We start from the raw sequence: 22,870 nt of genomic DNA, 5'->3' as shown, positions 1-22,870 counted from the left end.
GTAACGATATGGGTCAACTTTCGGCATATCACCCCATTTAGGCTCGATCGCCAGAACTTTCCCCTATATCACGCCCAAAAGCCTGTTAGCCAGATTAGCTTACTGCAAACAATCTCCTTTAAGGAAACTTATCACAGAAGCCTTCTAGGAAGGTAGCAAAGATTCTTATATCTGGCTGCACTTTGTCACAAAATTTCACTATTATTTCGGGTAAGGTATCGTAAATCCCTTGATAGATTCAATCGGGACTAACTTCTGGGAAAACCGCTATAGATCCCCTGCAAAAATCAAAAATCTGACCTTAGCTGAGGAGAATCCCAGACAGGAGGAGAAAAAAGAAGAGAAAATTTAGTACAAACGCTCTGCCCTCCCTGCTCTGGCGCTCCCTAGCTTACCAGAGGTCGATTATTCACTAAATGGTATCAAAAAAATCGGGTCTAAAACCTCGTCTTTACTCGTTTTATTATAACAGGATTTGGGATCACAGCTGCAATAAATGTGCATGGTGCGTTCCCCAAAAATCGATCGCTGGAGCAGTAGGAGCCACATGAGGGAACGTACCCTACAAGATCGGCGATCGTACTAGAAGATCAGCGATCTCACCGTTAAGTCTCTCATTCTAATTTTGTCTTCTTCAATAACTGTAAAGTGTCCATACCAGTCATCCCGCAATGAGATAACCTTGGCAACTTTCTCAGCGACTACAGATCCAGAAGGTACTCTTATTCTAAACAAAATAATACCAACACTGGCCGGCAACCTTGAACGAAAGGCGAGTTCTCCAAAATCTTTATCAAATGTCAAGAGAATACGATTTTCTGCCTGGGCGCGACTTAAAACTTCCCGGTCCGAGATTCCGGGGGATTCCACCCTAATCCACAGGACATCATGGCCATTTTGTCGTAGGGCTTCAACCGCACCAAGGGGGAAATTTTCGTTCGCTAGAAAACGCATCAGTTAAGCAGGAATAGCATAGACTTTCTCAGATTTGAGCATTACACTAGCATAGCTAAGACAAGCTTGAATATCTTCTACTGTAATACCTGGGTAGTTTCGCAGAATTTCATCAATACTCCAACCTTGGGCGAGAAGATCGATGATAAATTCAACCGCAATCCTTGTTCCTTTAATGATAGGTTTTCCCACCAAAATATCGGTATTTAGTGTAATTCGAGTTTCCCAGTCCATAGCTACATCATTGAAAGTGTTTTCAAAAAGGTCAAGGCTGCGTGGGACGCACCCTATATCTCGTTTTATTGTAACAGGATTTGGTATCACAGCTGCAATCAATGTGCATGGTGCGTTCCCCAAAATCGATCAGTGGAGCAGTAGGAGCCACATTAGGGAACGCACCCTACAAGATCGGCGATATGAAGACCCTGAACTCAGCACCAGCAGTTTCCTTCAGTTCGCTCTAAGCGAATTTTTATGCCATATTTTATTGAAGCAATTCTTGTCTAATTTTAAAGTAACTTTCTGCTACACAACGATAGGAATCTTGAAGATGGTCAAGTGTAAACTGAATAACTAACACAGCGCCTTCAGGACTATCTAATCGCCTCGCTATTGAATCAAAAATACCTTCGCGAGGAGAGTTTTCTATAATAGCTCGTCGTGACAGATCTGACAAACCATATTGATTTGTTATTACTTCTCTATCTTTCTTTCCCAATTGGCATTGGCTATCTGGTTGGTATTGATTTTCTTTCAAAACCTCAAAAGCCCGCGCTCTTTGATAATTGCAATCAAAATAGTTCAGAATATGAGTCACAAAGTCATACACCATTTTTCTTCTTTTAGCATTTTTTTTAGATTTGATACCATTTAGATTAATCTCAAGCTTTACACGTAGATCGCTAGTTAAACAAGAATCAAAATTGATTTCATGCAGGATCCTTATAGGATTTTCACGACTTAGAAGTAAATCTCTATATTTTTGGAGAGATTCTTTATAATCTTCATGAACTTCAGTAAATGCTAACCAAATAGGCTCAATAAAACCCTCAAAGTATTCGCGATTGATCCCAGATTTTCTGACTGCAAGGTCGTTGAGGAGGCTTAAAAAACTAGCAATATCACCTATCATCGCAACTTATCTCAATTCACTGTCAACATTTTAGACGCTTAACTCTGCCATCTGCATAAGAGGAACCTAAGAGGTCATCTCTAGCTGGGGCTGAGCGGCATAACTATTGATTATACGGAAAATTTCTGTATAACACTCTCCAGAGTAACGATATGAGTCAACTTCTAGCACATCACTCCATTTAGGCGCAATCGCCCGAACTTTTCCCCATATCACGCCCAAAAGCGTGTTAGCCAGATTAGCTTACTGCAAACAATCTCCTTTTAAGGAGACTTATCATAGAAGCCTTCTGGAAATCTAGCAAAGATTCTTGTATCTGGCTGCACTTTGTCACAAAATTTCACTATTATTTCGGGTAAGGTATAGTAAATCCCTTGATAGATTCAATCGGGACTAACTTCTGGGAAAACCGCTATAGATCTCCTGCAAAAATCAAAAATCTGACCTTAGGTGAGGAGAATCCCAGACAGGAGGAGAAAAAAGACATAAAAAATTTAGTACAAATGCTCTGTTCTCCCTGCTCTGGCGCTCCCTAGCTTACCAGAGGTCGATTGCGACGACAATTATCGCAATGACCACAGCGAAAATTATCGGCATTTTCCTGAAAACCAAAGGCATCTAAGAGAAAGTGCCAACGACAGCGACGGGTATAGAGATAGGGAAACATCTCATTTCTGGGTTTAAAAGTCATCTTGGCGGAATTATGGCGATAAATAAGCCGATAATGAAAAGGATCGAGCCATTCTAGGCGATCGAGACTGTGTAAAAGAGAGAGAATAAGCGCACCATCGGGAAATTCGGCACTAATCGCCTCTACTTTGCCCTCTAGGGGAATTTGGGCTAAAATTTGCCAAGCTTGTCGGTATTGGCGTTCCTGTTGGGAGTTAAAGAATTTTTGCTGGTTTTTATCGCTATTATCTAACCATCCCGTCGGTTCACTAATTAAGGTGAGAGCCTGCATTTTACCCCCATCGCGACCACCGCGGCCGATTTCCTGTAGGTATTCCGATAGTAAAGCTGGGGGTTGGTAGTGGACAACCCAACGCACATCGGGTTTGTTGATACCCATGCCAAAAGCTGAGGTACAGACAACAAAAGTTAAATCCCCCCGCAGCCAATTTTGTTCTATTTCCCGACGCTGAAAGGGGGATAAACCGGCATGATAGGCACTGGTGCGATAGTGGAGAGATTGCAACCATGCCGCTAAATTTTCACTATGGCGACGGGAACGAGTATAGATCAGGCCGGATTGTCGAGGTTGACTGGTGAGGAAGTTTAATAGTTGATGACGACGACAACCGGGGCTAATACATATTTTGGTGCTTAAGTCAAGGTTTTGACGGTAAGGATTTATTAAGAAAAGCTGTGGTTTTTCTAGTTGTAAGATGCGGGTGAGCGTCTCACGGGTGGCGGGGTTAGCGGTGGCGGTGAAAGCAGCGATCGCTATTTGGCTGCCGGCCGGTTTTGATTGCAGAAGAGCGGGACGGACAGCCCCAAGACGACGGTAAGCAGGACGAAAATTATCGCCCCACTGGGTTAAACAATGGGCCTCGTCGAGGATGAGAGCGTTAATTTTAACCTGGGGAAGGGTTAATTTTGACCAGAGGGGCGGACTTAAGAGGGTTTCCGGGGAAAGATAGAGAAGTCGCAGGGTTTGATCTGCGATCGCGTTTAAGGTTTTCTTTCTCTGTTGTCGGGGGATTTCGTGATGAATCAGGGCAACGGGTAGTTTTTTGGCTAATAATTCCTCCACCTGATTTTCCATTAGGGCCACTAGGGGAGAAATCACTAGGGTTAAGCCGGTTTTTAATAAAGCGGGCAGTTGAAAACAGATAGATTTACCAAATCCCGTGGGCATGACAATTAGGGCATCCTTTGCCGCTAAAATTGTCTCGATAATCTCCTGTTGGGGAAAGCGAAAGGCCTCATAGCCCCAAATTTTCTGAAAAATAGTCTGGATGCTTTCGGTATCGTGGGAAGACATGGGTTAACTGCTGGAAATTATGAATTATGAATTGGGGAGAGGGGAGCAGGGAGAATAAATAAAAATAATCTCCTGACTTGAAAGAGGGTGTGGGCTTCGGCCGTGAGATCAGTGGTTCGACCGGCTCACTAACACGAACGATCAGCAGAACGGGTGTAGGGAAGGAAACCTCTTTCATCTCTGGTGGTGAAAACTTTTTTATCGGGACTGACTACTGACCACCGACGACCGATTCCTAACTCAATGTTAGACAAAGATAAGCAAAAATTATTTATTGACTCCAAAAACTTGAGAATATTTAAATTAACATTTCGCAATATTTATAAATTCTTAAAAATTAATTGAGAAATATTTTTATTTAACAACGATGTTACAATGGTTACAGCGATTTTGCTGAATTTCATAATGGGTTATACTTTGCTTTTTTGGTCGGCAATGGTTGAAACCCTTGGCACACCTACAAGGTGATCCCAATTACGACAGGTAAATCAGTCAATTTCACCCCCAACGATGATCTTTTTTTTGTGTAGTTTTGTTGCAAAAAAAAAGTTTTTTTGACAAAAAGCACAAAGTATGAATTATGAATTATGAATTATGAATTATGAATTATGGCTCTTCTGGTTTCTGTGTGGAAACGGGGTCTATACTGATAGTTTCTTCAGCAAAATAGTCCTAAAAGTCTTTCCAGGTAAATATTTCACGATTCTATAAGCAAAAATTATCACACAAAGTCGAGAAGAGCCGAATTATGAAGTGGAGAAGTGGAGAGGTGGGGAGGTGGGGAGGTGGAGAGGTGGGGAGGTCGGGGAATTTCAACTAAAACCCTAAAACCCTAACACCCCAACACCCTATTTCCTGATTCGGAGAGTACTGACAACCGACTCCTAACGGCTTCAAGTGGGGAATTACTCTACCACCCAGGAAGTGATGGCGGGAGTCCAATCAGCCAATTCTGTATCGCTAAACCAGAGACTAACTTCATCTTTGGCGGTATCTGGACTATCGGAACCATGGATAAGATTGCGTCCGACACTAATGCCAAAATCACCGCGAATCGTACCAGGTTCAGCATTGAGGGGATTAGTGGCGCCAATAATTTTTCTAGCGGAGGCAATTACTCCTTCTCCTTGCCAAACCATGGCTACCACGGGGGAGGAGGTAATAAAATCGACCAAAGAACGGAAAAAGGGTCGTTCCTTATGAACAGCGTAGTGTTTTTCCGCTAATTCGCTAGAAACCTGCATCATTTTCAACCCAACCAGCGTAAAACCTTTAGCTTCAAAGCGTTGAATAATTTCCCCCACCAGATTGCGCTGCACACCGTCGGGTTTAATCATTAAGAAAGTGCGTTCCATACTGCCTCTTAAAATTTAGCCATAAATTGTCACAAAACCCAGATTAACCCAGAATGGCATCCTAGAGAACGGCATAATTTTCGCTTAAATTGCTGAGTTAGCTTGCAGTGCAAGGTATAAGCTAAGAGGAAGTTTTCGTTTTGGCTCCCTGTTCCCTGTTCCCCAATTCATAATTCATAATTCATAATTCATAATTCCCACTTCCTCTACTCCCTGCTCTCCTATACTTTTTAAACAAGATTTAGTATCACTATAGGTGGGAGAGAGTCACCAATATTAAGAGGAACCTAAAAAATGAGTCTAAAACTTTACTTTTTGCGTCATGGCGAAACCACAGCTAGTCAAACGGGTAGTTTTTGCGGTCGATTAGACTTGGAACTAACCCCAGCCGGCTATGAAATGGCCAAGGATTTCGCCCTTGCCTATCGAGATGTGCCTTGGACAGGAATTTATTCTAGTCCCCTCAAACGCACCATGGCCACGGCCACACCTTTAAGCGAACTCTTAGGTATTCCCATCCACAAACGGGAAGGATTAAAAGAGATTGCCTACGGCCAATGGGAGGGAAAAACCGCAGCTGAGGTTAATCGGGAGTTTCATGATGATTATGTGCGCTGGTTAGCAGATCCGGGCTGGAATTCTCCCACGGGGGGCGAAAAAGGCATCGATATCGCTCGCCGCAGTTCGGAGGTATTAGAGGAAATCGACCATCATCACGATGATGGCCATATTTTGATCGTTTCCCATAAAGCAACGATCCGAATCGTGTTATGTTCTCTTTTAGGCATTGATATCGGCCGTTATCGCGATCGAATTGCCATGCCTGTGGCCTCGGTGACGGTCGTTGAATTAGCCGAACATGGTCCCCTCTTTCAAGTCATGGGCGATCGCTCTCACATCCGCAATGACCTGCGCTCGCGAGCGGGAACCTAACCAGTCAACAGTAACAAGGGAAGCCCCAGATTTGGTCTCCTGAAAAACTATGTGCTTGATGTTATATTTTCTACGACACGGACAGACAGCCTATAGCAAAACGGGGGGATACTGTGGTACTCCAGAAAATGATCCCGGTTTGACTGCCGAAGGCATCGAAATGGCGGAAGAGTTCGCTGATGTCTATCGTTCTTTACCTTGGTGTGCGGCCTATGTCAGTCCCCTCCAAAGAGCTATTCAAACCGCTAAACCTCTCTGTGAAGCGGTGGGACTGAAATTAGAAATCCGGCAGGGATTACAAGAGATCGGTTATGGTCTTTGGGAGGGTATGCACCCCAACGATATCGATCGTCAATATCATGATCTCTATGTACGTTGGTTGACGGATCCCGCTTGGAATGCTCCCCCCAACGGGGAAAGGGGCATCGATATCGCCCGTCGCTCCGCGGCAGTTTTGGAAGAAATCGAACACACCCACAGTGATGGCAATATCCTGATCGTTTCCCACAAGGCCACCATCCGGATCATGCTCTGTAGTCTGATGGGTATTGATGTGGGCCGTTATCGCGATCGATTTGAAATGCCCGTGGCCGCTGTCAGTATCGTCGAATTAGGCAGTCGTGGCCCGCTTTTCCATGGCATCGGTTTACGTTCCCACCTCAGTGAGTACCTGCGTTCTCTCCCTTGCACCTAATCAGTTATCAGTGATCAGTTATCAGTGATCAGTTATCAGTGATTCAGTCATCAGTTTTCATACTCAATCCGGTTATTAAAAACTGATTATCTATTCCCTCTTTTGCCTTTTGCCTGTCCTGATATGTAGCCTATACTCAACGGATTTAGCATTACTTCCCACTTGATCATTCAATCCAAGCTTTTGGGGGGTTCTACCCCCCAAACCCCCCGTTGGGGGCGTGGCGCGGTCACTGAGCGTGTCGAAGTGCCGCCCCCAAACCCCGGAGCGCATTAGTTTTTCGGTGGGATGCTTACACGCAGCTGCTGACACATCTGTAATCATTTAAGAGTCACTCCACTTGCAGGAGTGCCTCTCCTGATATTTAGCCTATACTCAACGGATTTAGTATCAGGTCACTGATTACTGTTTACTGTTTACTGGACGGCTACGCCGTGCCTTTGGCAACACTGAAAATACTTCATAATTCATAATTCATAATTCCCCATTTATGCCCAAAATCCATCACTTTGAGCTATTACCTTCCACTAATACTCAAGCTTGGCAATTATTAGCATCGGGGGAAAATCCGCCTTTTGTGGTGACTGCTCGTCAACAAAGTGCTGGGAGGGGACAATGGGGACGGGAGTGGATTTCTGAACCGGGAGGATTATATTTATCCTTGGCGTTAAATCTGGATTTAGAGGTGGATAAATCTGCCCATCTCGTTCTCGCTACAGTTTGGGGCATCGCTCATCACCTGAATTGTCAAGAAATACCCGTTAAAATCAAATGGCCGAACGATTTAGTATTACTAGGGCGCAAACTAGGGGGAATTAACCTAGAAACCCGTATTCAGGGTCAAAACATCCCCCAAGCAGTCATCGGAGTGGGCATCAATTGGGCCAATCCCGTCCCCCCCACCGGCATTAATTTACAAGCTTTGGCCGGCAATAAAATCACCTCGATCGCTCAATTAACTTCTCTCACCAGCGATGCTATTCTATACGGCTATGAATATTACTGTCATCACGGCATAAAAGCTTTATTAGCTTCCTATTTAGAACTTTTTGCTAATTTTGGGCAAAAGATAGTTTTCGAGGGCTATCAGGGCATAATAACGGGGGTAAGCGATCGAGGAGAATTAAAAGTTAAATTAACCTCGGACAATGCCAGTAGCGAAATCTATATACCGGCCGGTAGGGTCAGTCTCGGCTATAATTGAGTCTAAATATTTTTTTGACTAAACTGTGAGAAGTGAGGCCGCCCTATGTATCCTTCATCGGTGATATTGAAACTTTTTCTAGGAAAATCCTTAAAAAAGAAGCTGAGTTTATGCAGTGGTCTTGGTTTAGTAATCAGCGGTCTGATTACTCTTGCTCCCAATGCGATCGCTAATTCTGAAATTGGCAGCGAAACCCCAGTGGTGGAAAATGCCGCCCCGACTCTAAAAGCTCCCGTTATCAAAGAAAATACTAATCCCGCCCCCCGTCTGGCTATCCCCGAAAACCATCAAACCGATATGCCTACCCTTGCCCCCCGGGCCGGCGGTAAAAATAACTTTATCGATACTAGAAACTTTAACCCCCCCAGTTCCGTTGTTGTCACCGAGCGCCGCAGTGGTTGCCAAACCATCGCCCAAAATGGTCAACTGGTAGGAGGTAGCTGTAATCTGGCGGCCCGGGCCTCCCGTCGTCAGCAGGTCAGCAATGTGGCCAAACCCTTACCCCCGGTTAATCTGGCCCGGGTACGTCTCAATCCTAATCCTGCCGTGCGCGTAGGACGGCGGTCCCAAAATCAGCCGGTTATCGCTCATAATTCCCTGCGTCGTTATGCCCCCACTCTCGTCGCTTCTAGCGCTCCGGTACGTCTGGCCGCCCCGACGGTGATTCCCAGTCAGGTGGTAGCCCTCAATCCCCCGGAATGGAATGGCGTAAAATTGGCTTTGGCCCCGGTGACTCGCGCAGAAGTGGAAGCCATCAGCGAAGCGACCACCTATGAGCGGGCCACCCGTTTAAGTCCCACGGATTCTAACCAAACTCAACGCACGGATTTACTCTTTCCCCTCGCTCTTCCTGCCCAAATTACCTCAGTTTTCGGGTGGCGAAATCATCCAGTCAGCGGGAATCGGGCCATGCACGCGGGTACTGATTTAGGCGCACCGATGGGAACACCTGTATTAGCCGCCTACGCAGGGGAAGTGGCCACCGCCGACTGGTTGGGAGGTTACGGATTAACGGTGATTTTGCGTCACCTCGATGGTAGTCAAGAATCTCGTTATGCCCACCTTTCGGAAATTACCGTCAAACCGGGAGAATGGGTGGAACAGGGCGCGGTTATCGGTCGTGTGGGTAGTACGGGACTTTCTACCGGTCCGCACCTACACTTTGAATGGCGACACCTAACCGAACAGGGTTGGACCGCCGTAGATGCCGGTTTACATCTAGAATTAGCTCTCGATAATCTGGTGCAGAGAATGCAAATGGCCGCAGCCACTGACTCTAATCAGAATTAATTTGTTTTGGTTGACAACTATAGCGGTTTTTGGAGCTTAAAAACGCATCGTTGAGCTTTTGCCCAATTGATGCGTTTTCATACATTCGCAGTCTTAAGTAGTTGGACAAAAATAAAGTTAACTGTGGGGTAAGGAGTCGGTCGTCAGGACACGGGAGACAGCTATTAGGGATCGGATTTGAGTTTTCAGTTCACTGTTTACTCACAGCAGAAGTCTGACGGAGTAGTGGCTTAGATGTGTAATTAATTGTGCTTAGATACTTTAGACCAAGAACAAATAAGTGGCTCTTCGGTTTGTGTTATGCAATGCACGGGGACTATAAGGGATGGAACCCTTATATAGAAAGGCATTTAGCAATTTTTGTCAATTATTTTTTATCTAGAGCGAACTAATCAATTAAATTCCTTGCCAGATTAGGTTGGAAAATTAAACGACAGACAAGCTCTCATAAAATTTTAGAGAGGTCTGGCTGGAATGATGTCGTTTTTGCTTTCCATGATGGCGATGAAATTGGACCGAAAATGTTAGCAAGAATTGCTAAATTAAATTGATAGTCACCTAACGCATCCTACAAGATTAGGCAATCGCACTTATTTTTCAGGGATAGCGGATAAGATAGCTCGAAGTGCTTTGTTTACATCTTCAGAATTTTTGAAAACCTTAGCGACATCTGGTTCTAAGGTGACAGTTATTTTTATTTCATTTACCTGAGGAGCAAAACGATTGGGATGAGCCTTAGTATAATCAAAATTATATTCAGGAAGTAGATCATCTTGTAAATTTTGTTTGCTTTCAGAATCCTGTGTATTTTTCATAGTCTTGACGTTCCTTTTTGGTTGTTAAACGTGCGCTGATAATCCGAATTATTTGATTTCTTTCAGTAAAACAAACTACTAAAAGGCGATTCTTGTTATCGTGTCCGATAATAATTTCTCGTTTTTCACCGACCGAATGCCACGCATCATCAAAAATGTAGGCTAGAGGATCTTGAAAAACAGCCTTGGCTTCTTTAAAATTGATGCCATGCTTTTTGAAATTAAGTTTCGCCTTGGGGTTATCCCACTCAAATTGTAAGTTCATAAACTCAATTTTAGTTCAATCTCCCCCTAAACGGCACCCTCTCAAATTTTGTCGTTGTCATACTCCCAAAATGTCATAGTTAGAATTTAGGGTACGTCCTTCGATAGAATAACGCAGCAGTTTAATAATAAATTTGCTGCGTCGGGTGCGGATTATTGATTTTGATTTTTTAACAGAATTGGTAGCCGCAAACACGCACCCTACAAAATTAGCAGATTAGAGATCGCGCTAATTTAAACCTCTCTCTTTAATTTCTTTAAGGGTTTTATTAACAGCATATTTTGCATTGATACTATTAATCAATTCAGTTGAATTATGTTTTTTGGCAACTCCCCAGAAAACAACAATCAAGTCAAAAGTTCCCTCACCATTACGACTCCAACCTAGATCATAATCTCCCTCTAGCACAGCAACAATATCTGCTCTAACTCTTTGACCATTAGAACCACCACGAACATCTGCTTCACGTTTAACTATTATTCCTAAATCCTGCAAAGATTTTACTAAAATTTCAGGATCAGTTATTTTAGTTGTTAAAACAGAAAAATGACCGCCGCCGCCTCTTTTGTTCTGAATATCCTGCTCTCTTTTGTTCTGACTATCTTGATCAGGATTTCTCAACTCTCTGAAATTATTACGCCCAAGAAGTTCTCGAAACATTTCTTTAATGTCAGAATCTAGATCCTTTCTAGCTAATATTGTTTCGATAATTGCTCCTATTTCCGAGTCAATTGTTATTTTACCTAATGCTCTACGAAGTTCAATAATTTCCCTTTCACCCTTATTAATTAGTTGTTGAATAATGGGTAAAGTTTGCGGATTATCTCGCCAATAAGTTACTAAAGCTTCAATTGCATCTGATTCACCCTTGTTAGCTTGTTGTTGAATAATGGGTAAAGTTTTAGGATTATCTCGCCAATGGGTTACTAAAGCTTGAATTGCTCTATATTCACCCTTATTAGCTTGTTGTTGAATAATGGGTAAAGTTTGAGGATTATCTCGCCAATGGGTTACTAAAGCTTCACCCGCTCTACCTGCCGCTGATTCACCTTGTCTAGCAACTTCCTGTAGATAAACTAACGCCTCAGAATGAATTTTAGCAATTCTAGATAATTGATTAACAGCTTCCCTTGCGCCACTCCAGTAATGTTGCTCAATTGCTATGGATTGAAGAACACTCCATCCTGTCGGATCATCTTGCCAGATGTTTCCAATTTTAGCAACTGGTTTTTCCTTAAAATCAGTATCAGCATACCTATAAGACAATTTAGTTAAGGATTGAAGACTATCTAACAATCGCTGACTTAGTTCAACATAAATAGACTGGTTTCGCAATTCTCCATAGCAATCTGCCGCCAAAAAAAGATAAGTAAATTCCTGATCTTTTTCCTCTATATCAATGAGATAACTAATTAATTCTTCAGCAATTTCTTTAGGAAATTCTGCACTTAGCATCCCCATTAATAAACATAAAACTTCTTTCCAAACAGGATATGAATAATGTTCTCCAAATACTTTGGTTTTCAAATCCTCAAGACTAATTCCGTCTGGTAATCCTCGGTTTTTAAATCTTTCATAAAACTCGCAAGCACAAAAGTATTCTAAAAAAGTTCGATGAACAAAAGCAAAAGCATTGCCACCTAAAGAACAAAGAATAAAATTACGATAGCGCAGTTGTTTGATAATTAAATCAGTCAGATCACTAGCATCTCGTTTGTTAATTCCTGTTTTTTCAAGATATTGAGTCAAAACATTTTCTAATTCTTCCTTATAGATTAAATTAGCAGCTAACCCTTTTTCCCCTGCTTGCATGGCACTTGCGACTAAACGCAGAATGTCCCTTTTATCTCTTAGATCAATATTGTAAAGATATTTTTTCAGTTCAGGATCAATTAATCCTTCCTTGGTTTCAAAATCCCATTGATGTAATAACACCTCTGACGCTTTTTCATAAAGTTTTGAGCGATCTCTTGGTAATTCTTGAGTTCGGTTCAGAATAGCCATCATCGTTAATAATAAAGGATTTCCTGCTAATTGCCGAATCGCTTTTGACTCCTTAATTGCCTTTTGTAAACGTTCTTGTTTTTGGGTTTTATCATCTCGATTTTCAAAAGCTAAATCATGCCAACGTTTGATAAAATCTTCAATCTGATCTTTATCTAAATCTTGGATCATAAAATGTTCAAAACCAGCATGATTTAATTCTTCTGCTTTATATCCTAACCAGCGAGAAGTTACTATAATCTGCACTTGAGGATATTGAATACTAAAACGTTTGATATCCGTGACAATTTCTTCTCTTAGTTGAGGATTAAAAACTTCATCTAAACCATCAAAAAGCACAAGAGCCTGACCTTTTTTAAGCTTATCATCTAAAGCAAGTTGATTGAGATGACAAATCAGATTACCTTGATGGAAAAATTCTAGAATATTCTTACACTTTTTTTCATCCTTATCTCTGGCATAAATACGCAATTCTATCAAAAGAGGAAGGGGAAGCAAAACACGCTGACTGGGTTCTTTTTCAGCCCAATTTAAAGCTAAATACTGCAATAAACTCGATTTTCCCGCCCCCGGATCACCTAAAATTACAGTTCTTGGGTATTCAGAAGAATTGACGATATTCAAAACAGGATCTAATTTTTCATTCAGATATTCTCGCCGTTTTCGTTCTAGTTCTGCTTGTATTTGTTCTAACTCCGCTTGAGTAATTTCTCCCCTATCTACAAGTTCCTGCAGCACTTCTTTAGGTAATTCATAAAGTTGAGGAATAAATTGTTTACATCGTCTCACATTTTGCGGCACAAACATTCGCCAGAGTTTGATTTGCTCATAAGTCGTTGTGTCTAAACATTCTAATTTAAGATGGCCATATTCCTTTTTTAAGCCTTCCGCATAGTTATCTAAATTATAATCTGTTTTAACTCCTGCTATTTCTTGAATATTTTGGCTATTTTTATCCTGTAACTGAACTAAAAAAACGGCTCTTAACTTTTCAGAATTTTGAATAATTTCCTGAGTTTTTCTCAAATAAAATTTACTGAGTTTTTCCCAGTTAAATTCAGCAGGTAACGGCGATAAATTAAGTCTTTGCCAAGATTGAGCTAACGTAAAATTATCAAGAACTTGACAATCAATATCAAAAGCATCCCCTAAAATAGGTTTAACTTGGTCATCTTTAATGAAAGTCTTGAGAGGTTTTTCAAAGTTTTTAATTTGATCATCCTCCAGATCGGCCATTTCTAACTGTTGCTGAAAGAGTTCTAAAAACTCCTTCATTGCTTTGCCATAAGCTTCTTTTTGAACATCTTTTTCGGGTAAGTGTAACACTTTACCTAGACTATTTTTAAAAAATTCCTTTCCGTAATCTTTTGCACCCTCTATTGCCAACTCTTGCATTACTGAACGAACAAGCGAACCTGCGGCTTGAGTAACCCCCCAGACAATTAACCAGTCAATCATGGCGATAAACTTAAGATCCTGTGGATACTATCTAAGCTTACCAACTTTAATCGTTTTTCGCCTATCATTCCGACAAATGAAGAGAACGATTTAAAATATCCTCAATACCGTAGGGACAAACGGGGGGAAACTCTAATCCCGTCTCTCTAAAGGCATCGGCACAAGCAACAGCATAGAGTTTAAATAGGCTTTCATCGGTTAAATATCGCCTTAAACTGGGGCTATCGTCCAAATAAAGCCTAATATTAGCTCTTTCTCGCTGAATAGTTCCCAACCAACCCCAGGATCGCCGTTGAGGTTGATAGTCCCACTTTAATAAATGATGCAAAATTAATCTGAGACTAGCGAGTAAGCGATCGCGCTCCCGTTTCGACAAATCCCGCACCTCCTCAACTAAATTCTCAATATCTAACTTGGAAAACCGACCAGAGGCTAATAAATCGGCCATTTGTTCGGCCCAAAGTCCAAAGTCTTGCTCATAGGATGCCGTCATCAATTTATCTCCTTCTAAGCTCAATTAACATTATATTAAACCTCTTGCATAATTAATTTTTGATGGTTCAAAAACAGCGAAAACAAGGATTAAATGGACTAAAATCTGTAAATTATGATTCATTGATGACCGGGAAACTGGTATCTTTTCAAAGATCGCCAAAAAATTAACGGGTTTTGCGTCTTCGGATGACATTATTAGAATAACGAGAAGGTTTTGGCCGGGGTTCTTTTCCCCCTCCCAATTCGCGACTAACTTGCTGAAAAATATCCCGTCGCAGCACGGGATATTCCCCTATCCACTGGTCGAGTTGGGGAAGATGGACATCAGAAAGTTGATTGATATCCCCTAAATCGGGATCTCGAGACATTAACAAAGCTTCGGCCACCATTCCGGGACGGATCGATTTATGGATGCGTTTGAGGGGAGCGCGAACGATCGCCGAAAAACCAGTTTGATCACCGATTTCTAGATTAATACAGCGTTGGCGATTTTCGATAATCTCTAATTCCCCGCGTTTATTGACCCTTTCTTCTTCCCCGATTAATTCCTCGGTAACAAAAGCATCGAAAACGCGACCGCGCCAAAACCCCCCGTAGGGAAGACGACGATAGGTATTATTGCGAACACTGGCCCAATAAACCGGACCCCAGAGCCAATATAAACCGGCGATAATGTCGAAAATTAGTTTAATCGTTAAACCACCGGGGCCGAATAAATTACCGATTAACCAAGCTGCGGTGAGAGCGATGATAGAAATAAATAAACGGCGCAGAAAATCAGACCATTTACCCCAATAGTGAGCGTACTGGGGACCTGTGGCGATAATCGGGACAATTTGCTCGATCGATTGACGGGTAAGGGGAACCAACATTATCAGTTATCGATTATTCGTGAACGGGTAGGCTCTAGAAGAGGACGTTTACCTTTCATTTAGGGGCGCTATATCAGTTATGACAGCGTTTCTCATACTAGATGAAGTGTAACCTAATTTGGTATCGACTACCGACTTCCCAAAACGAAAACTTTGTACCTCACCACTAAGATAAATGCTATAGTTTTGGGGAATTGTCTATATGTTGGTTGCCATTCATCCCATCGCTAAAAGCTCAGGACTTCTGGCGAAATTTCAGTTAAAAGTTAAATCCCTCAAGAAGTCCAATGAAACAATCTATAATAAAATCAATGCTGTTTTGTTTACAAAGACTGCCACCATGACTTCTTCCCCAGTTAAATCCTTAACTTCTCAGACTGTAACCACTCAACATTTACCCCCGTTAGAAAATGGGGATCGCTTAATTCGTCCCGAATTCGAGCGCCGTTATCAAGCTATGCCAGGATTAAAAAAAGCCGAACTTATCGAAGGAGTTGTGTATATGGCATCCCCATTAAGGTTTAAATTTCATGCTGAACCCCACGGCAATCTTGTTGGTTGGCTATGGACATACAAAGTTGCTACCCCCCAAGTACAAATGGGTATTGAGCCAACAGTTCGCTTGGATATCGACAACGAACTACAGCCGGATGGGGTGTTATTAATCAGTCAAGAAAGCGGGGGAAAATCAACCCTAAGTGTAGAGGGATACCTAGAAGGATCGCCGGAATTAGTGGTAGAAATTGCCGCTAGTAGTGCCGCCATAGATTTAGGTGATAAAAAACGTGCTTATCGACGCAGTGGCATTCAAGAATACCTTGTTTGGCAGGTATTTGACCAAAAAATTGATTGGTTTAGTTTACAAGATGGCGATTATATTTCTTTGTTACCCAACCAAGAAGGGGTGATTTGCTCTCTAGTATTTCCGGGTTTGTGGTTAGATATTTCAGTTTGCAGTGAGCTTGTCGAATCTGCCATGCTCAACGGCAATATGTCACGGGTGTTAGACATCTTAAAAGCTGGAATTAACTCGGTAGAACATCAAGAATTTATCCAAAAGTTAACCGCAGCGCAGTCGGGGGAAGCCAAATGAAACCTCCAGCTATTCTCATTTTAGGAGAAACCAGCATTCCCGTGGCTCGTCAAGTGCAAATGGCCTTACCAGAATCAGCAGTTTATGGGTTAATAAATCGTACCCAATCGGCTGATTTTACCTATAATAATTTTGGCGAAACGGTGCGAGAATTTTTCCAGACAGGAACGCCAATTATTGGTATTTGTGCGGCGGGTATTTTAATTCGCACTTTAGCACCTTTATTAACTAATAAATGGCAAGAACCGCCTGTATTAGCAATCGCAGAAGATGGTAGTGCCGTAGTGCCTTTGTTGGGGGGTTTACAAGGGGTTAATGATCTCGCTCGTCAAATTGCCTCGGTTTGGCAAATTTCCCCCGCAATTACCACCACTGGTGATATTAGATTTAAAACTACTTTATTATCGCCACCCCCGGGTTATCAGTTAGTTAATCCCGATGATGCTAAGAAGTTTCTGTCCGATTTATTGGCAGGTGAAAAAGTAAAATTAATCGGTGAAGCGGACTGGTTAAAAAATAGTAATTTACCAATTTCATCAGCAGCAAAATTAAGCATTCAGATTATAGATAAAAATAACTTAAACTTAGCAAAACCTAGCAGTAAATGTTTAGTTTATCTCTGTGAGGAAAGCCAGCAAATTAAGGAAAAATCTAGTTTTTACCCGGGGGATTTGGATCAAGAAAGTCAAGGTAAATTAGCCATAGTCGGAACTGGACCAGGTGCGCTAAATTGGATGTCGCCAGAAGTTCGAGAAGTGTTGGAAAAAGCCACGGATTGGGTGGGTTATAAAACCTATTTGGATTTGGTAGAATTCCTGCGAAAACCAGAAATTGTCCGCCATGAATCGGATAATCGGGTGGAACTCGATCGCGCAGAAATAGCCCTAGATTTAGCGGCTAAGGGGCGATCTGTTGTCTTAGTTTCCTCCGGAGATCCTGGCATTTATGCCATGGCCGCAGCCGTGTTTGAGGTATTAGAAAAAAAAGCAAAACAGGAATGGCAGCAGGTGGCCATTCAGGTCTGTCCGGGGATTTCGGCTATGCAAGCGGCGGCTGCTAGGGTTGGCGCACCTTTAGGCCATGATTTTTGTGCGATTTCCCTATCGGATATTCTCAAATCTTGGCAGGTGATTTCTCAGCGTATTGAGTTAGCGGCCCGGGCCGATTTAGCGATCGCATTTTATAATCCTGTGTCTCAAGAGCGCACTTGGCAATTGGAGAAGGCAAAAGAGATTTTATTACAATGGCGATCGCCGCAAACTCCCGTGGTACTAGCGCGTAATTTAGGGCGAAAAGGGGAAACAGTGACGGTGAAATTCCTAGAGGATATGACTATTAACGATGCGGATATGCGGACTATAATTTTGATCGGATCGAGTAAAACTCGCCTTATTGAGCAAGGTAAAAACCAGCAATGGGTTTATACTCCACGTCATTATTAGAAACCGTTTTTTTTCATTTTCTCAAACTTTTTGTGTTCTTTTGCTTCTTGACTCCATCTGTGGAGGGCAGGTTTGGGGTTCTGACTATTTAGGGTTTGCTGAATAAATCTAATACTAAATCCGGTTATTAAAAACTGATTATTTATTCCCTTTTACCTCTCCTCATAACTAGACTGTACTTAGCGGATTTAGTATAAAAACCTTGTTGGGTAAAACCTTTAAACCTTGTGGAAATCAAAAAGTACAGAATATGGGAGTGATCGGGGGGAAATTTTAGGGACTTTTGCCCTGAAAATTAGGTAATTGACCCTGGCAGCGAGACTTCGGACTTCGACAAAAGCTCACGGCCGAAGCCAAAACCCAAAACCCTGACCCCACCCTAAGCCTTTTTGAGCAAACCCTATTTAAGGTTTGTTGATTTTTTTGTGCAGAAATAACTTTTGTGGTCGATTAAATAACCAATTGCTCAACCAACCGTCGGTTTTTTGCAGACGATAACCGCTACTTAAGTAGAGTGACTGGGCCGCTCGATTATTATCGAGAACATGAAGGGAAAGTTCCTCAAAACCCCATTCTCTAGCGATTTGTTCACACTTGAGCAGCAATCTCCGGGCCAGACCGGCACGCCGGCGATCGGGACTAACGGCTAAATTAGAAATATAAGGAATGGGAACAGCTAAAAAAGAACTGGATTTTAAGCAGATTTCCGCCGTAGCGACAATAATTTCCTGATGACCTGTGGTGGTGAAACTGGTTTGACTGACCACCAGACAGTGATAGTAAGGGGTATTGGCGCGCAATCGTCCCCGTAAGTCCTCGTAAATGCCTAATTTAAAGATAGGACGCAGAAAAGACCAATAATTGGCCGTGGGGAAAAAACTATCGGTGAGAATCTCCGCCAAACTTTTGAGATCTTGGCCTTGGGCCAAACGCACCTCGACGGTAATGGCGGCAGTGTCACCGATCGCTTCCGTGTCGGAGGGATCAGACAGTAGGTATGAGATAAAACAGGAGTCCACTTTAATCACAGGAGTCGGGAGGGAAGGTGGGGATAACAGTCTTTGTCTGGGAAAGGTAAATAGGGATGAGAGCTATTTGGGGGAATCAAGCATCTATCTTAAGGAGAATACCGCAATTTTTCAAGACTACTGAATCAAAATCTCATCTATTTTACTGCCTATAGCCCCAGTTGGGGGAAAGACCGCTATTTTTCGGGAACTTTTTTTGATCGCTGGGCAATGGTTAAGAGGGGGATGATGCCGGTCAGAACTAATCTCTTTCTTTTTGGGTCAATTAACTATATTCTTTAATCTAATCTATCATCCTATCCCCTCTATGATCAAAGAAATTTCTGCTTATTTGCAAGTGTTCCGCAGTCAAAAAATGGCGGCTTTGTTATTCTTAGGTTTTGCTTCTGGATTACCCTTATTGCTCACCAGTCGCACCCTGCAAGCTTGGATGACCACCGAAGGAGTTGATCTGAAATCGATCGGTTTATTTAGTTTAGTCGCTCTCCCCTACTCTCTCAAATTTCTTTGGTCTCCCTTACTCGATCGCTATGTTCCTCCTTTTCTTGGTCGTCGTCGCGGTTGGATTTTAATCGCTCAAATTTGTTTAACTTTAGCGATTGGTTTTATGGCTTTTCAACAACCAAAACAATCTTTGGACTTATTGGCAATTAATGCTCTACTGATCGCTTTTTTTAGTGCCACTCAAGATATTGCTTACGATGCCTATCGTACAGATATTTTAGAAAAATGGGAGATGGGTGCTGGGGTAGCGATCGGGGTTTTAGGTTATCGTTTGGCTTTAATTTTAACCGGTTCGATCGCTTTAATTTTAGCCGATCACTTTCCCTGGCCTCTCGTCTATCTTTTCCTAGCTGTATTGATGGCTTTAACGATTATTTGGTCTTTTTTCGCCCCAGCTACTCCCCCTAGAGATGATACTCCCCAAACTCTTTTAGAGGCGGTTTGGTTGCCTTTCCAAGAGTTTTTTCAACGCTATCAAATAGGTAAAGGAATCGGTATTCTCGCCTTTATTGTTCTCTATCGTTTAGGGGATGCTTTAGTTAATAATATGGTGACTCCTTTTCTCTTAAAAACTGGTTTCAGTCAAACCGATATCGGAGCGATTCAAGGGGGCATGGGCATGATAGCAACTATGGTGGGAGTTTTATTAGGTGGTTCCCTGTTAAGTCGTTGGGGAATTAATCGATCGCTCTGGATTTTTGGCGGCTTGCAAGCTATTAGTAATTTAGCCTATTTTATTTTAGCAAATTTAGGGCAAAATTATCCTTTTATGGTCTTAGCTATTAATATTGAAAACTTCTGCGGCGGCTTAGGAACTGCCGCTTTTGTGGCTTTTTTAATGAGTCTTTGTAATGCTCGTTTTACCGCTACTCAGTACGCCCTCTTATCAAGTTTAATGGCCTTTAGTCGCGATATTTTAGTAGCTCCCGCCGGACTTTTAGCCGAGGCAATCGGTTGGCAGTTGTTCTTTTTAATCACGGTAATTGCCGCTTTACCCGGGTTAGCTTTATTGCCTTTATTTGCTCCTTGGCAAGAGGAGAATTGAGCTAATTGATGATTTATTCCTCCGATTTCACTCGCATAACTACTAAAGTCATATCGTCACTACTATCATTTCCCAACCCAGTAAAAGCGGCCACTTTTCCAAATAAATATTCGAGAATCTGTTCGGGATCGGTGTACTGTTGACAGGCTTCTTTAACTGCCGATAGCCAATTTTTCTGATCAAATCTTTCCCCTTTCGAGTTGACTGCATCGGTAAAGCCATCGGTGTAATAAATTAGCGTATCTCCCGCTTCTAATTGCACTTGGGCATCATCATAGATAGAATCGGCCTCTAAACCAACTAATGTCCCTTCCGTGTCAAGAGACTCTAACTCTGCCGTTTTAGACCGCCACCAGAGGGTAGGATAATGGGCAGCATTACTGTAGCCAAGACGGCGCGTCAGAGGATCATACTCGGAATAAAATAATGTCACGAAACGATGAGAATTATCGAGATCGGCATACATAACCCGATTAAGATGACGCAAAATCTGGGCCGGGGAGTGACGATTTAAAACTTCCGCTCGCAACATTCCCCGGGTCATGGTCATCAATAATCCTGCTGGGACACCTTTACCCATGACATCACCGATGACTATACTCCAAGGAGCGGTACTAGCTTCCCTTTCTGCCTCCCTTGCCGGTTTAAATTGATCGTAGTTGCAGGGGATAAAATCATAATAGTCGCCACCAACGCGATTAGCCGTTTTGCAGTGGGCCGCCAATTCTACCCCCTGAATTTTCGGACATTGCCGGGGTAAAAGACGATTTTGGATTTCGGAAGCGATTTCTAACTCTCGATCCTGACGTTCCTTGGCCCGTAATTCGATCGTTAATTCATTATTAGCTATAGCTACCGCCGTTTGATCGGCCACTAGCTGCAGCAGTTTACGACGGGTGGGTGTCCAACCATAATCGGGATTGCGACTGAAAACGTATAAACGTCCCCGCTCACTATTTTTTACCAAAACAGGTGTACTATAAACCTGCGTACCCTGTCCGAGAGTTTGCCGGATTTGATGGTCGAGACTATCGAGAAGCGAACGACTATTTTTATGCTCAAGTGGCATTTCTTGGTTCAATTGTCGGATAATTGCCTCTAATTGTCGGCGTAGTTCCCCATTAATTTGATTATCTTGGCAATGCAGTTGATCAAGCGCCACTTGACCGTTATTTTTGCTCAAAATCAACGCCCCTCCTTCTGCATCTGCCACTCGTGCGGCCATCAGGGGGGTAAGATCGAGGAATTGGTTTAAATTATTGAAACTCCGCAGGGCAAAACCGAGGGAACTTAAGAGATTTTGAACTTTGTTTTGTTCGCGATATAAACTGGCGACCAACTCTTTTAAAGCTAAAATTGGCTTAATATCAGCCCCCGGAGGGCCTGTATTGACGGTGGTAGTGGTGAGGGTGTCGCTCGGTTCCGGATCAGAAAGCATAAAATGATCTTTGTGGCGGTGACATGATTATAGCTAGATAGTCATTGGGTTATGACCTGTTTAAGTCTAACAGTATAGTGGATATTTTCATGACTGCCACAATTTAACCCCGATGTTTTAGTATTTCTGTTTTGCCACACCGAAGGCTGAGGCTGATAGCTTGACCTTATAATAGTTAGGAATATGTAACTCAATCCATTGACTTTATGACCTTGCCTCTCGATGTTCCCACGGCGATTAATCAACGTCGTTCCATTAAAACTTTTACCACCGATCCGATCGCCCCAGAACTGCTGAAAACCCTAGTAGAATTAACCGTTGCTGCACCTAGTAGTTTCAACATCCAAGATTGGCGAATTATTTTAGTACAGGATGAGGCACAAAAGGCCGCTTTAGCTGAGGCCGCTTGGGGACAAAAGCAAATTATCCAAGCGCCGGTTACTTTTGTTTTCGCTGCCGATGCTGCCGCAGGAGGAGGAGATCTAACCCCCATCTATGAACAGGCCCTCAGTACAGGTGCTTGGAGCGAAGGCACGGTAAAATATTTTAAACAGGCAATCCCGGGATTTCAAAAGGATTTGGGCGAAAAAACCCGGGAATACGCGATTAAAGATGCCATGATTGCCGCTACTCATCTGGTTTTAGCTGCCGAAAGTCTCGGTTTATCTAGTTGTTTTCTCAACGGTTGGATCGAGGACAAGGTAAAAGCTGTGATCGGTGCTGCCGATCATCCCCATCTGGCGATCGCTGTTGTTGTTCCCATCGGTTACGCGGCAGAACCACGGCTTAATCCGGGGCGTTTACCCTTAGATTACAATGTTTTTGTTGATCGCTTAGGTAATCCCTATCAAATCTAAACTTTAGC

Annotated in this window: 22 protein-coding genes and 1 pseudogene; 9 read left to right on the top strand and 14 right to left on the bottom strand. The window is 42.6% G+C overall.

Translation table 11 applies throughout. From position 1 onward, the window contains the following. Positions 1-582: 582 nt before the first annotated feature. The 6 genes from ACE3JL_RS21495 to ndk all read right to left on the bottom strand — a co-directional run bounded on the left by ACE3JL_RS21495 (position 583) and on the right by ndk (position 5,425). On the bottom strand, positions 583-954 hold the full coding sequence (locus tag ACE3JL_RS21495; protein ID WP_375328337.1) for a DUF5615 family PIN-like protein: 372 nt from the start codon (positions 952-954) through the stop codon (positions 583-585). 3 nt (positions 955-957) lie between these two features. Then, a complete protein-coding gene (locus tag ACE3JL_RS21490; RefSeq protein WP_271992987.1) occupies positions 958-1,188 on the bottom strand; it encodes a DUF433 domain-containing protein in 231 nt (76 codons plus the stop codon). A gap of 250 nt (positions 1,189-1,438) precedes the next feature. After that, positions 1,439-2,086, bottom strand: a complete 648-nt coding sequence (locus ACE3JL_RS21485) for a hypothetical protein (RefSeq protein WP_375328336.1) — start codon at positions 2,084-2,086, stop codon at positions 1,439-1,441. Positions 2,087-2,618: 532 nt separating this feature from the next. Next, positions 2,619-4,070 carry an ATP-dependent DNA helicase RecQ gene (locus ACE3JL_RS21480; protein WP_271992993.1) on the bottom strand — a complete coding sequence of 484 codons (1,452 nt, stop codon included), beginning with the start codon at positions 4,068-4,070 and terminating at the stop codon, positions 2,619-2,621. A 128-nt stretch (positions 4,071-4,198) separates the two neighbouring features. Continuing rightward, positions 4,199-4,324, bottom strand: coding sequence for a hypothetical protein (locus ACE3JL_RS21475; RefSeq protein ID WP_271992995.1), 126 nt, complete (start codon positions 4,322-4,324; stop codon positions 4,199-4,201). 651 nt (positions 4,325-4,975) lie between these two features. Next, positions 4,976-5,425: a nucleoside-diphosphate kinase gene (ndk, locus tag ACE3JL_RS21470; protein ID WP_375328335.1), complete on the bottom strand. Its 450-nt coding sequence runs from the start codon at positions 5,423-5,425 to the stop codon at positions 4,976-4,978. A 294-nt stretch (positions 5,426-5,719) separates the two neighbouring features. Here ndk and ACE3JL_RS21465 point away from each other — a divergent pair, with 294 nt between their 5' ends. The 5 genes from ACE3JL_RS21465 to ACE3JL_RS21445 all read left to right on the top strand — a co-directional run bounded on the left by ACE3JL_RS21465 (position 5,720) and on the right by ACE3JL_RS21445 (position 10,097). Beyond that, a complete protein-coding gene (locus ACE3JL_RS21465) occupies positions 5,720-6,358 on the top strand; it encodes a histidine phosphatase family protein (protein ID WP_271992999.1) in 639 nt (212 codons plus the stop codon). Positions 6,359-6,407: 49 nt separating this feature from the next. Beyond that, a complete protein-coding gene (locus ACE3JL_RS21460) occupies positions 6,408-7,052 on the top strand; it encodes a histidine phosphatase family protein (protein ID WP_375328334.1) in 645 nt (214 codons plus the stop codon). A 490-nt stretch (positions 7,053-7,542) separates the two neighbouring features. Then, positions 7,543-8,256 (top strand): biotin--[acetyl-CoA-carboxylase] ligase, encoded by a 714-nt coding sequence (locus ACE3JL_RS21455; protein WP_150975181.1) that lies wholly within the window; start codon positions 7,543-7,545, stop codon positions 8,254-8,256. 45 nt (positions 8,257-8,301) lie between these two features. Beyond that, a complete protein-coding gene (locus ACE3JL_RS21450) occupies positions 8,302-9,546 on the top strand; it encodes a M23 family metallopeptidase (protein WP_271993004.1) in 1,245 nt (414 codons plus the stop codon). A gap of 395 nt (positions 9,547-9,941) precedes the next feature. Beyond that, the gene (locus ACE3JL_RS21445) at positions 9,942-10,097 is read left to right on the top strand and encodes a type II toxin-antitoxin system HicA family toxin (protein WP_375329642.1); all 156 of its coding nucleotides are present in this window, start codon (positions 9,942-9,944) and stop codon (positions 10,095-10,097) included. 39 nt (positions 10,098-10,136) lie between these two features. Here ACE3JL_RS21445 and ACE3JL_RS21440 read toward each other — a convergent pair whose 3' ends face one another. From ACE3JL_RS21440 to ACE3JL_RS21415, 6 genes and pseudogenes are all read right to left on the bottom strand, one after another. After that, positions 10,137-10,361, bottom strand: coding sequence for a hypothetical protein (locus tag ACE3JL_RS21440; protein WP_002752641.1), 225 nt, complete (start codon positions 10,359-10,361; stop codon positions 10,137-10,139). Continuing rightward, the gene (locus tag ACE3JL_RS21435; protein ID WP_271993007.1) at positions 10,339-10,626 is read right to left on the bottom strand and encodes a BrnT family toxin; all 288 of its coding nucleotides are present in this window, start codon (positions 10,624-10,626) and stop codon (positions 10,339-10,341) included. Before ACE3JL_RS21435 ends, ACE3JL_RS21440 begins: the two co-directional genes overlap by 23 nt. A 228-nt stretch (positions 10,627-10,854) precedes the next feature. After that, on the bottom strand, positions 10,855-11,202 hold the full coding sequence (locus ACE3JL_RS21430; protein WP_253851994.1) for a DUF1257 domain-containing protein: 348 nt from the start codon (positions 11,200-11,202) through the stop codon (positions 10,855-10,857). Between the two features lie 1,554 nt (positions 11,203-12,756). Beyond that, a pseudogene (locus tag ACE3JL_RS21425) lies at positions 12,757-14,025 on the bottom strand (NACHT domain-containing protein); the annotation flags it as partial. A gap of 127 nt (positions 14,026-14,152) precedes the next feature. Then, complete coding sequence (locus ACE3JL_RS21420; protein ID WP_271993010.1) at positions 14,153-14,581, bottom strand: DUF29 domain-containing protein; 429 nt, start codon at positions 14,579-14,581, stop codon at positions 14,153-14,155. A 166-nt stretch (positions 14,582-14,747) separates the two neighbouring features. Next, positions 14,748-15,455 carry a hypothetical protein gene (locus tag ACE3JL_RS21415; protein ID WP_002740014.1) on the bottom strand — a complete coding sequence of 236 codons (708 nt, stop codon included), beginning with the start codon at positions 15,453-15,455 and terminating at the stop codon, positions 14,748-14,750. Between the two features lie 202 nt (positions 15,456-15,657). Here ACE3JL_RS21415 and ACE3JL_RS21410 point away from each other — a divergent pair, with 202 nt between their 5' ends. Together ACE3JL_RS21410 and cobJ are read left to right on the top strand one after the other, a co-directional pair. Beyond that, entirely contained in the window at positions 15,658-16,548 is an 891-nt protein-coding gene (locus ACE3JL_RS21410; RefSeq protein ID WP_375328333.1) for a Uma2 family endonuclease, read from the top strand. Continuing rightward, entirely contained in the window at positions 16,545-17,990 is a 1,446-nt protein-coding gene (gene cobJ / locus ACE3JL_RS21405) for a precorrin-3B C(17)-methyltransferase (RefSeq protein ID WP_375328332.1), read from the top strand. The genes ACE3JL_RS21410 and cobJ overlap by 4 nt, the downstream gene beginning before the upstream one ends. Before the next feature lie 404 nt (positions 17,991-18,394). On the opposite strand, the gene ACE3JL_RS21400 is transcribed toward cobJ, so the two are convergent. Beyond that, positions 18,395-19,018 (bottom strand): GNAT family N-acetyltransferase, encoded by a 624-nt coding sequence (locus ACE3JL_RS21400; RefSeq protein ID WP_271993016.1) that lies wholly within the window; start codon positions 19,016-19,018, stop codon positions 18,395-18,397. Between the two features lie 307 nt (positions 19,019-19,325). Between ACE3JL_RS21400 and ACE3JL_RS21395 the strand changes: the two genes are divergently transcribed. Further along, the gene (locus ACE3JL_RS21395; protein ID WP_375328331.1) at positions 19,326-20,567 is read left to right on the top strand and encodes an AmpG family muropeptide MFS transporter; all 1,242 of its coding nucleotides are present in this window, start codon (positions 19,326-19,328) and stop codon (positions 20,565-20,567) included. A gap of 13 nt (positions 20,568-20,580) precedes the next feature. Here the strand turns inward: ACE3JL_RS21395 and ACE3JL_RS21390 are convergent, their stop codons facing one another. After that, on the bottom strand, positions 20,581-22,005 hold the full coding sequence (locus tag ACE3JL_RS21390) for a PP2C family protein-serine/threonine phosphatase (RefSeq protein WP_375328330.1): 1,425 nt from the start codon (positions 22,003-22,005) through the stop codon (positions 20,581-20,583). 206 nt (positions 22,006-22,211) lie between these two features. On the opposite strand from ACE3JL_RS21390, the gene ACE3JL_RS21385 reads away from it, so the two are divergent. Next, a complete protein-coding gene (locus ACE3JL_RS21385; RefSeq protein ID WP_151696132.1) occupies positions 22,212-22,862 on the top strand; it encodes a nitroreductase family protein in 651 nt (216 codons plus the stop codon). Positions 22,863-22,870 lie beyond the last annotated feature (8 nt).

Origin of the sequence: Microcystis sp. BLCC-F210, from assembly GCF_042134685.1 — a bacterium.
GTDB lineage: Bacteria > Cyanobacteriota > Cyanobacteriia > Cyanobacteriales > Microcystaceae > Microcystis > Microcystis aeruginosa_D.
The sequence above is the reverse complement of the archived record's forward strand: the minus strand, read 5'-3'. Positions and strand labels throughout refer to the sequence as shown.

What these genes read in the sequence shown, in the direction of transcription:
- ACE3JL_RS21495 (WP_375328337.1), bottom strand. Translation starts at nt 954, where the DNA reads ATGCGTTTTCTAGCGAACGAAAATTTCCCCCTTGGTGCGGTTGAAGCC.
- ACE3JL_RS21490 (WP_271992987.1), bottom strand. Translation starts at nt 1,188, where the DNA reads ATGGACTGGGAAACTCGAATTACACTAAATACCGATATTTTGGTGGGA.
- ACE3JL_RS21485 (WP_375328336.1), bottom strand. Translation starts at nt 2,086, where the DNA reads ATGATAGGTGATATTGCTAGTTTTTTAAGCCTCCTCAACGACCTTGCA.
- ACE3JL_RS21480 (WP_271992993.1), bottom strand. Translation starts at nt 4,070, where the DNA reads ATGTCTTCCCACGATACCGAAAGCATCCAGACTATTTTTCAGAAAATT.
- ndk (WP_375328335.1), bottom strand. Translation starts at nt 5,425, where the DNA reads ATGGAACGCACTTTCTTAATGATTAAACCCGACGGTGTGCAGCGCAAT.
- ACE3JL_RS21465 (WP_271992999.1), top strand. Translation starts at nt 5,720, where the DNA reads ATGAGTCTAAAACTTTACTTTTTGCGTCATGGCGAAACCACAGCTAGT.
- ACE3JL_RS21460 (WP_375328334.1), top strand. Translation starts at nt 6,408, where the DNA reads ATGTGCTTGATGTTATATTTTCTACGACACGGACAGACAGCCTATAGC.
- ACE3JL_RS21455 (WP_150975181.1), top strand. Translation starts at nt 7,543, where the DNA reads ATGCCCAAAATCCATCACTTTGAGCTATTACCTTCCACTAATACTCAA.
- ACE3JL_RS21450 (WP_271993004.1), top strand. Translation starts at nt 8,302, where the DNA reads ATGTATCCTTCATCGGTGATATTGAAACTTTTTCTAGGAAAATCCTTA.
- ACE3JL_RS21440 (WP_002752641.1), bottom strand. Translation starts at nt 10,361, where the DNA reads ATGAAAAATACACAGGATTCTGAAAGCAAACAAAATTTACAAGATGAT.
- ACE3JL_RS21435 (WP_271993007.1), bottom strand. Translation starts at nt 10,626, where the DNA reads ATGAACTTACAATTTGAGTGGGATAACCCCAAGGCGAAACTTAATTTC.
- ACE3JL_RS21420 (WP_271993010.1), bottom strand. Translation starts at nt 14,581, where the DNA reads ATGACGGCATCCTATGAGCAAGACTTTGGACTTTGGGCCGAACAAATG.
- ACE3JL_RS21415 (WP_002740014.1), bottom strand. Translation starts at nt 15,455, where the DNA reads ATGTTGGTTCCCCTTACCCGTCAATCGATCGAGCAAATTGTCCCGATT.
- ACE3JL_RS21410 (WP_375328333.1), top strand. Translation starts at nt 15,658, where the DNA reads ATGTTGGTTGCCATTCATCCCATCGCTAAAAGCTCAGGACTTCTGGCG.
- cobJ (WP_375328332.1), top strand. Translation starts at nt 16,545, where the DNA reads ATGAAACCTCCAGCTATTCTCATTTTAGGAGAAACCAGCATTCCCGTG.
- ACE3JL_RS21395 (WP_375328331.1), top strand. Translation starts at nt 19,326, where the DNA reads ATGATCAAAGAAATTTCTGCTTATTTGCAAGTGTTCCGCAGTCAAAAA.
- ACE3JL_RS21390 (WP_375328330.1), bottom strand. Translation starts at nt 22,005, where the DNA reads ATGCTTTCTGATCCGGAACCGAGCGACACCCTCACCACTACCACCGTC.
- ACE3JL_RS21385 (WP_151696132.1), top strand. Translation starts at nt 22,212, where the DNA reads ATGACCTTGCCTCTCGATGTTCCCACGGCGATTAATCAACGTCGTTCC.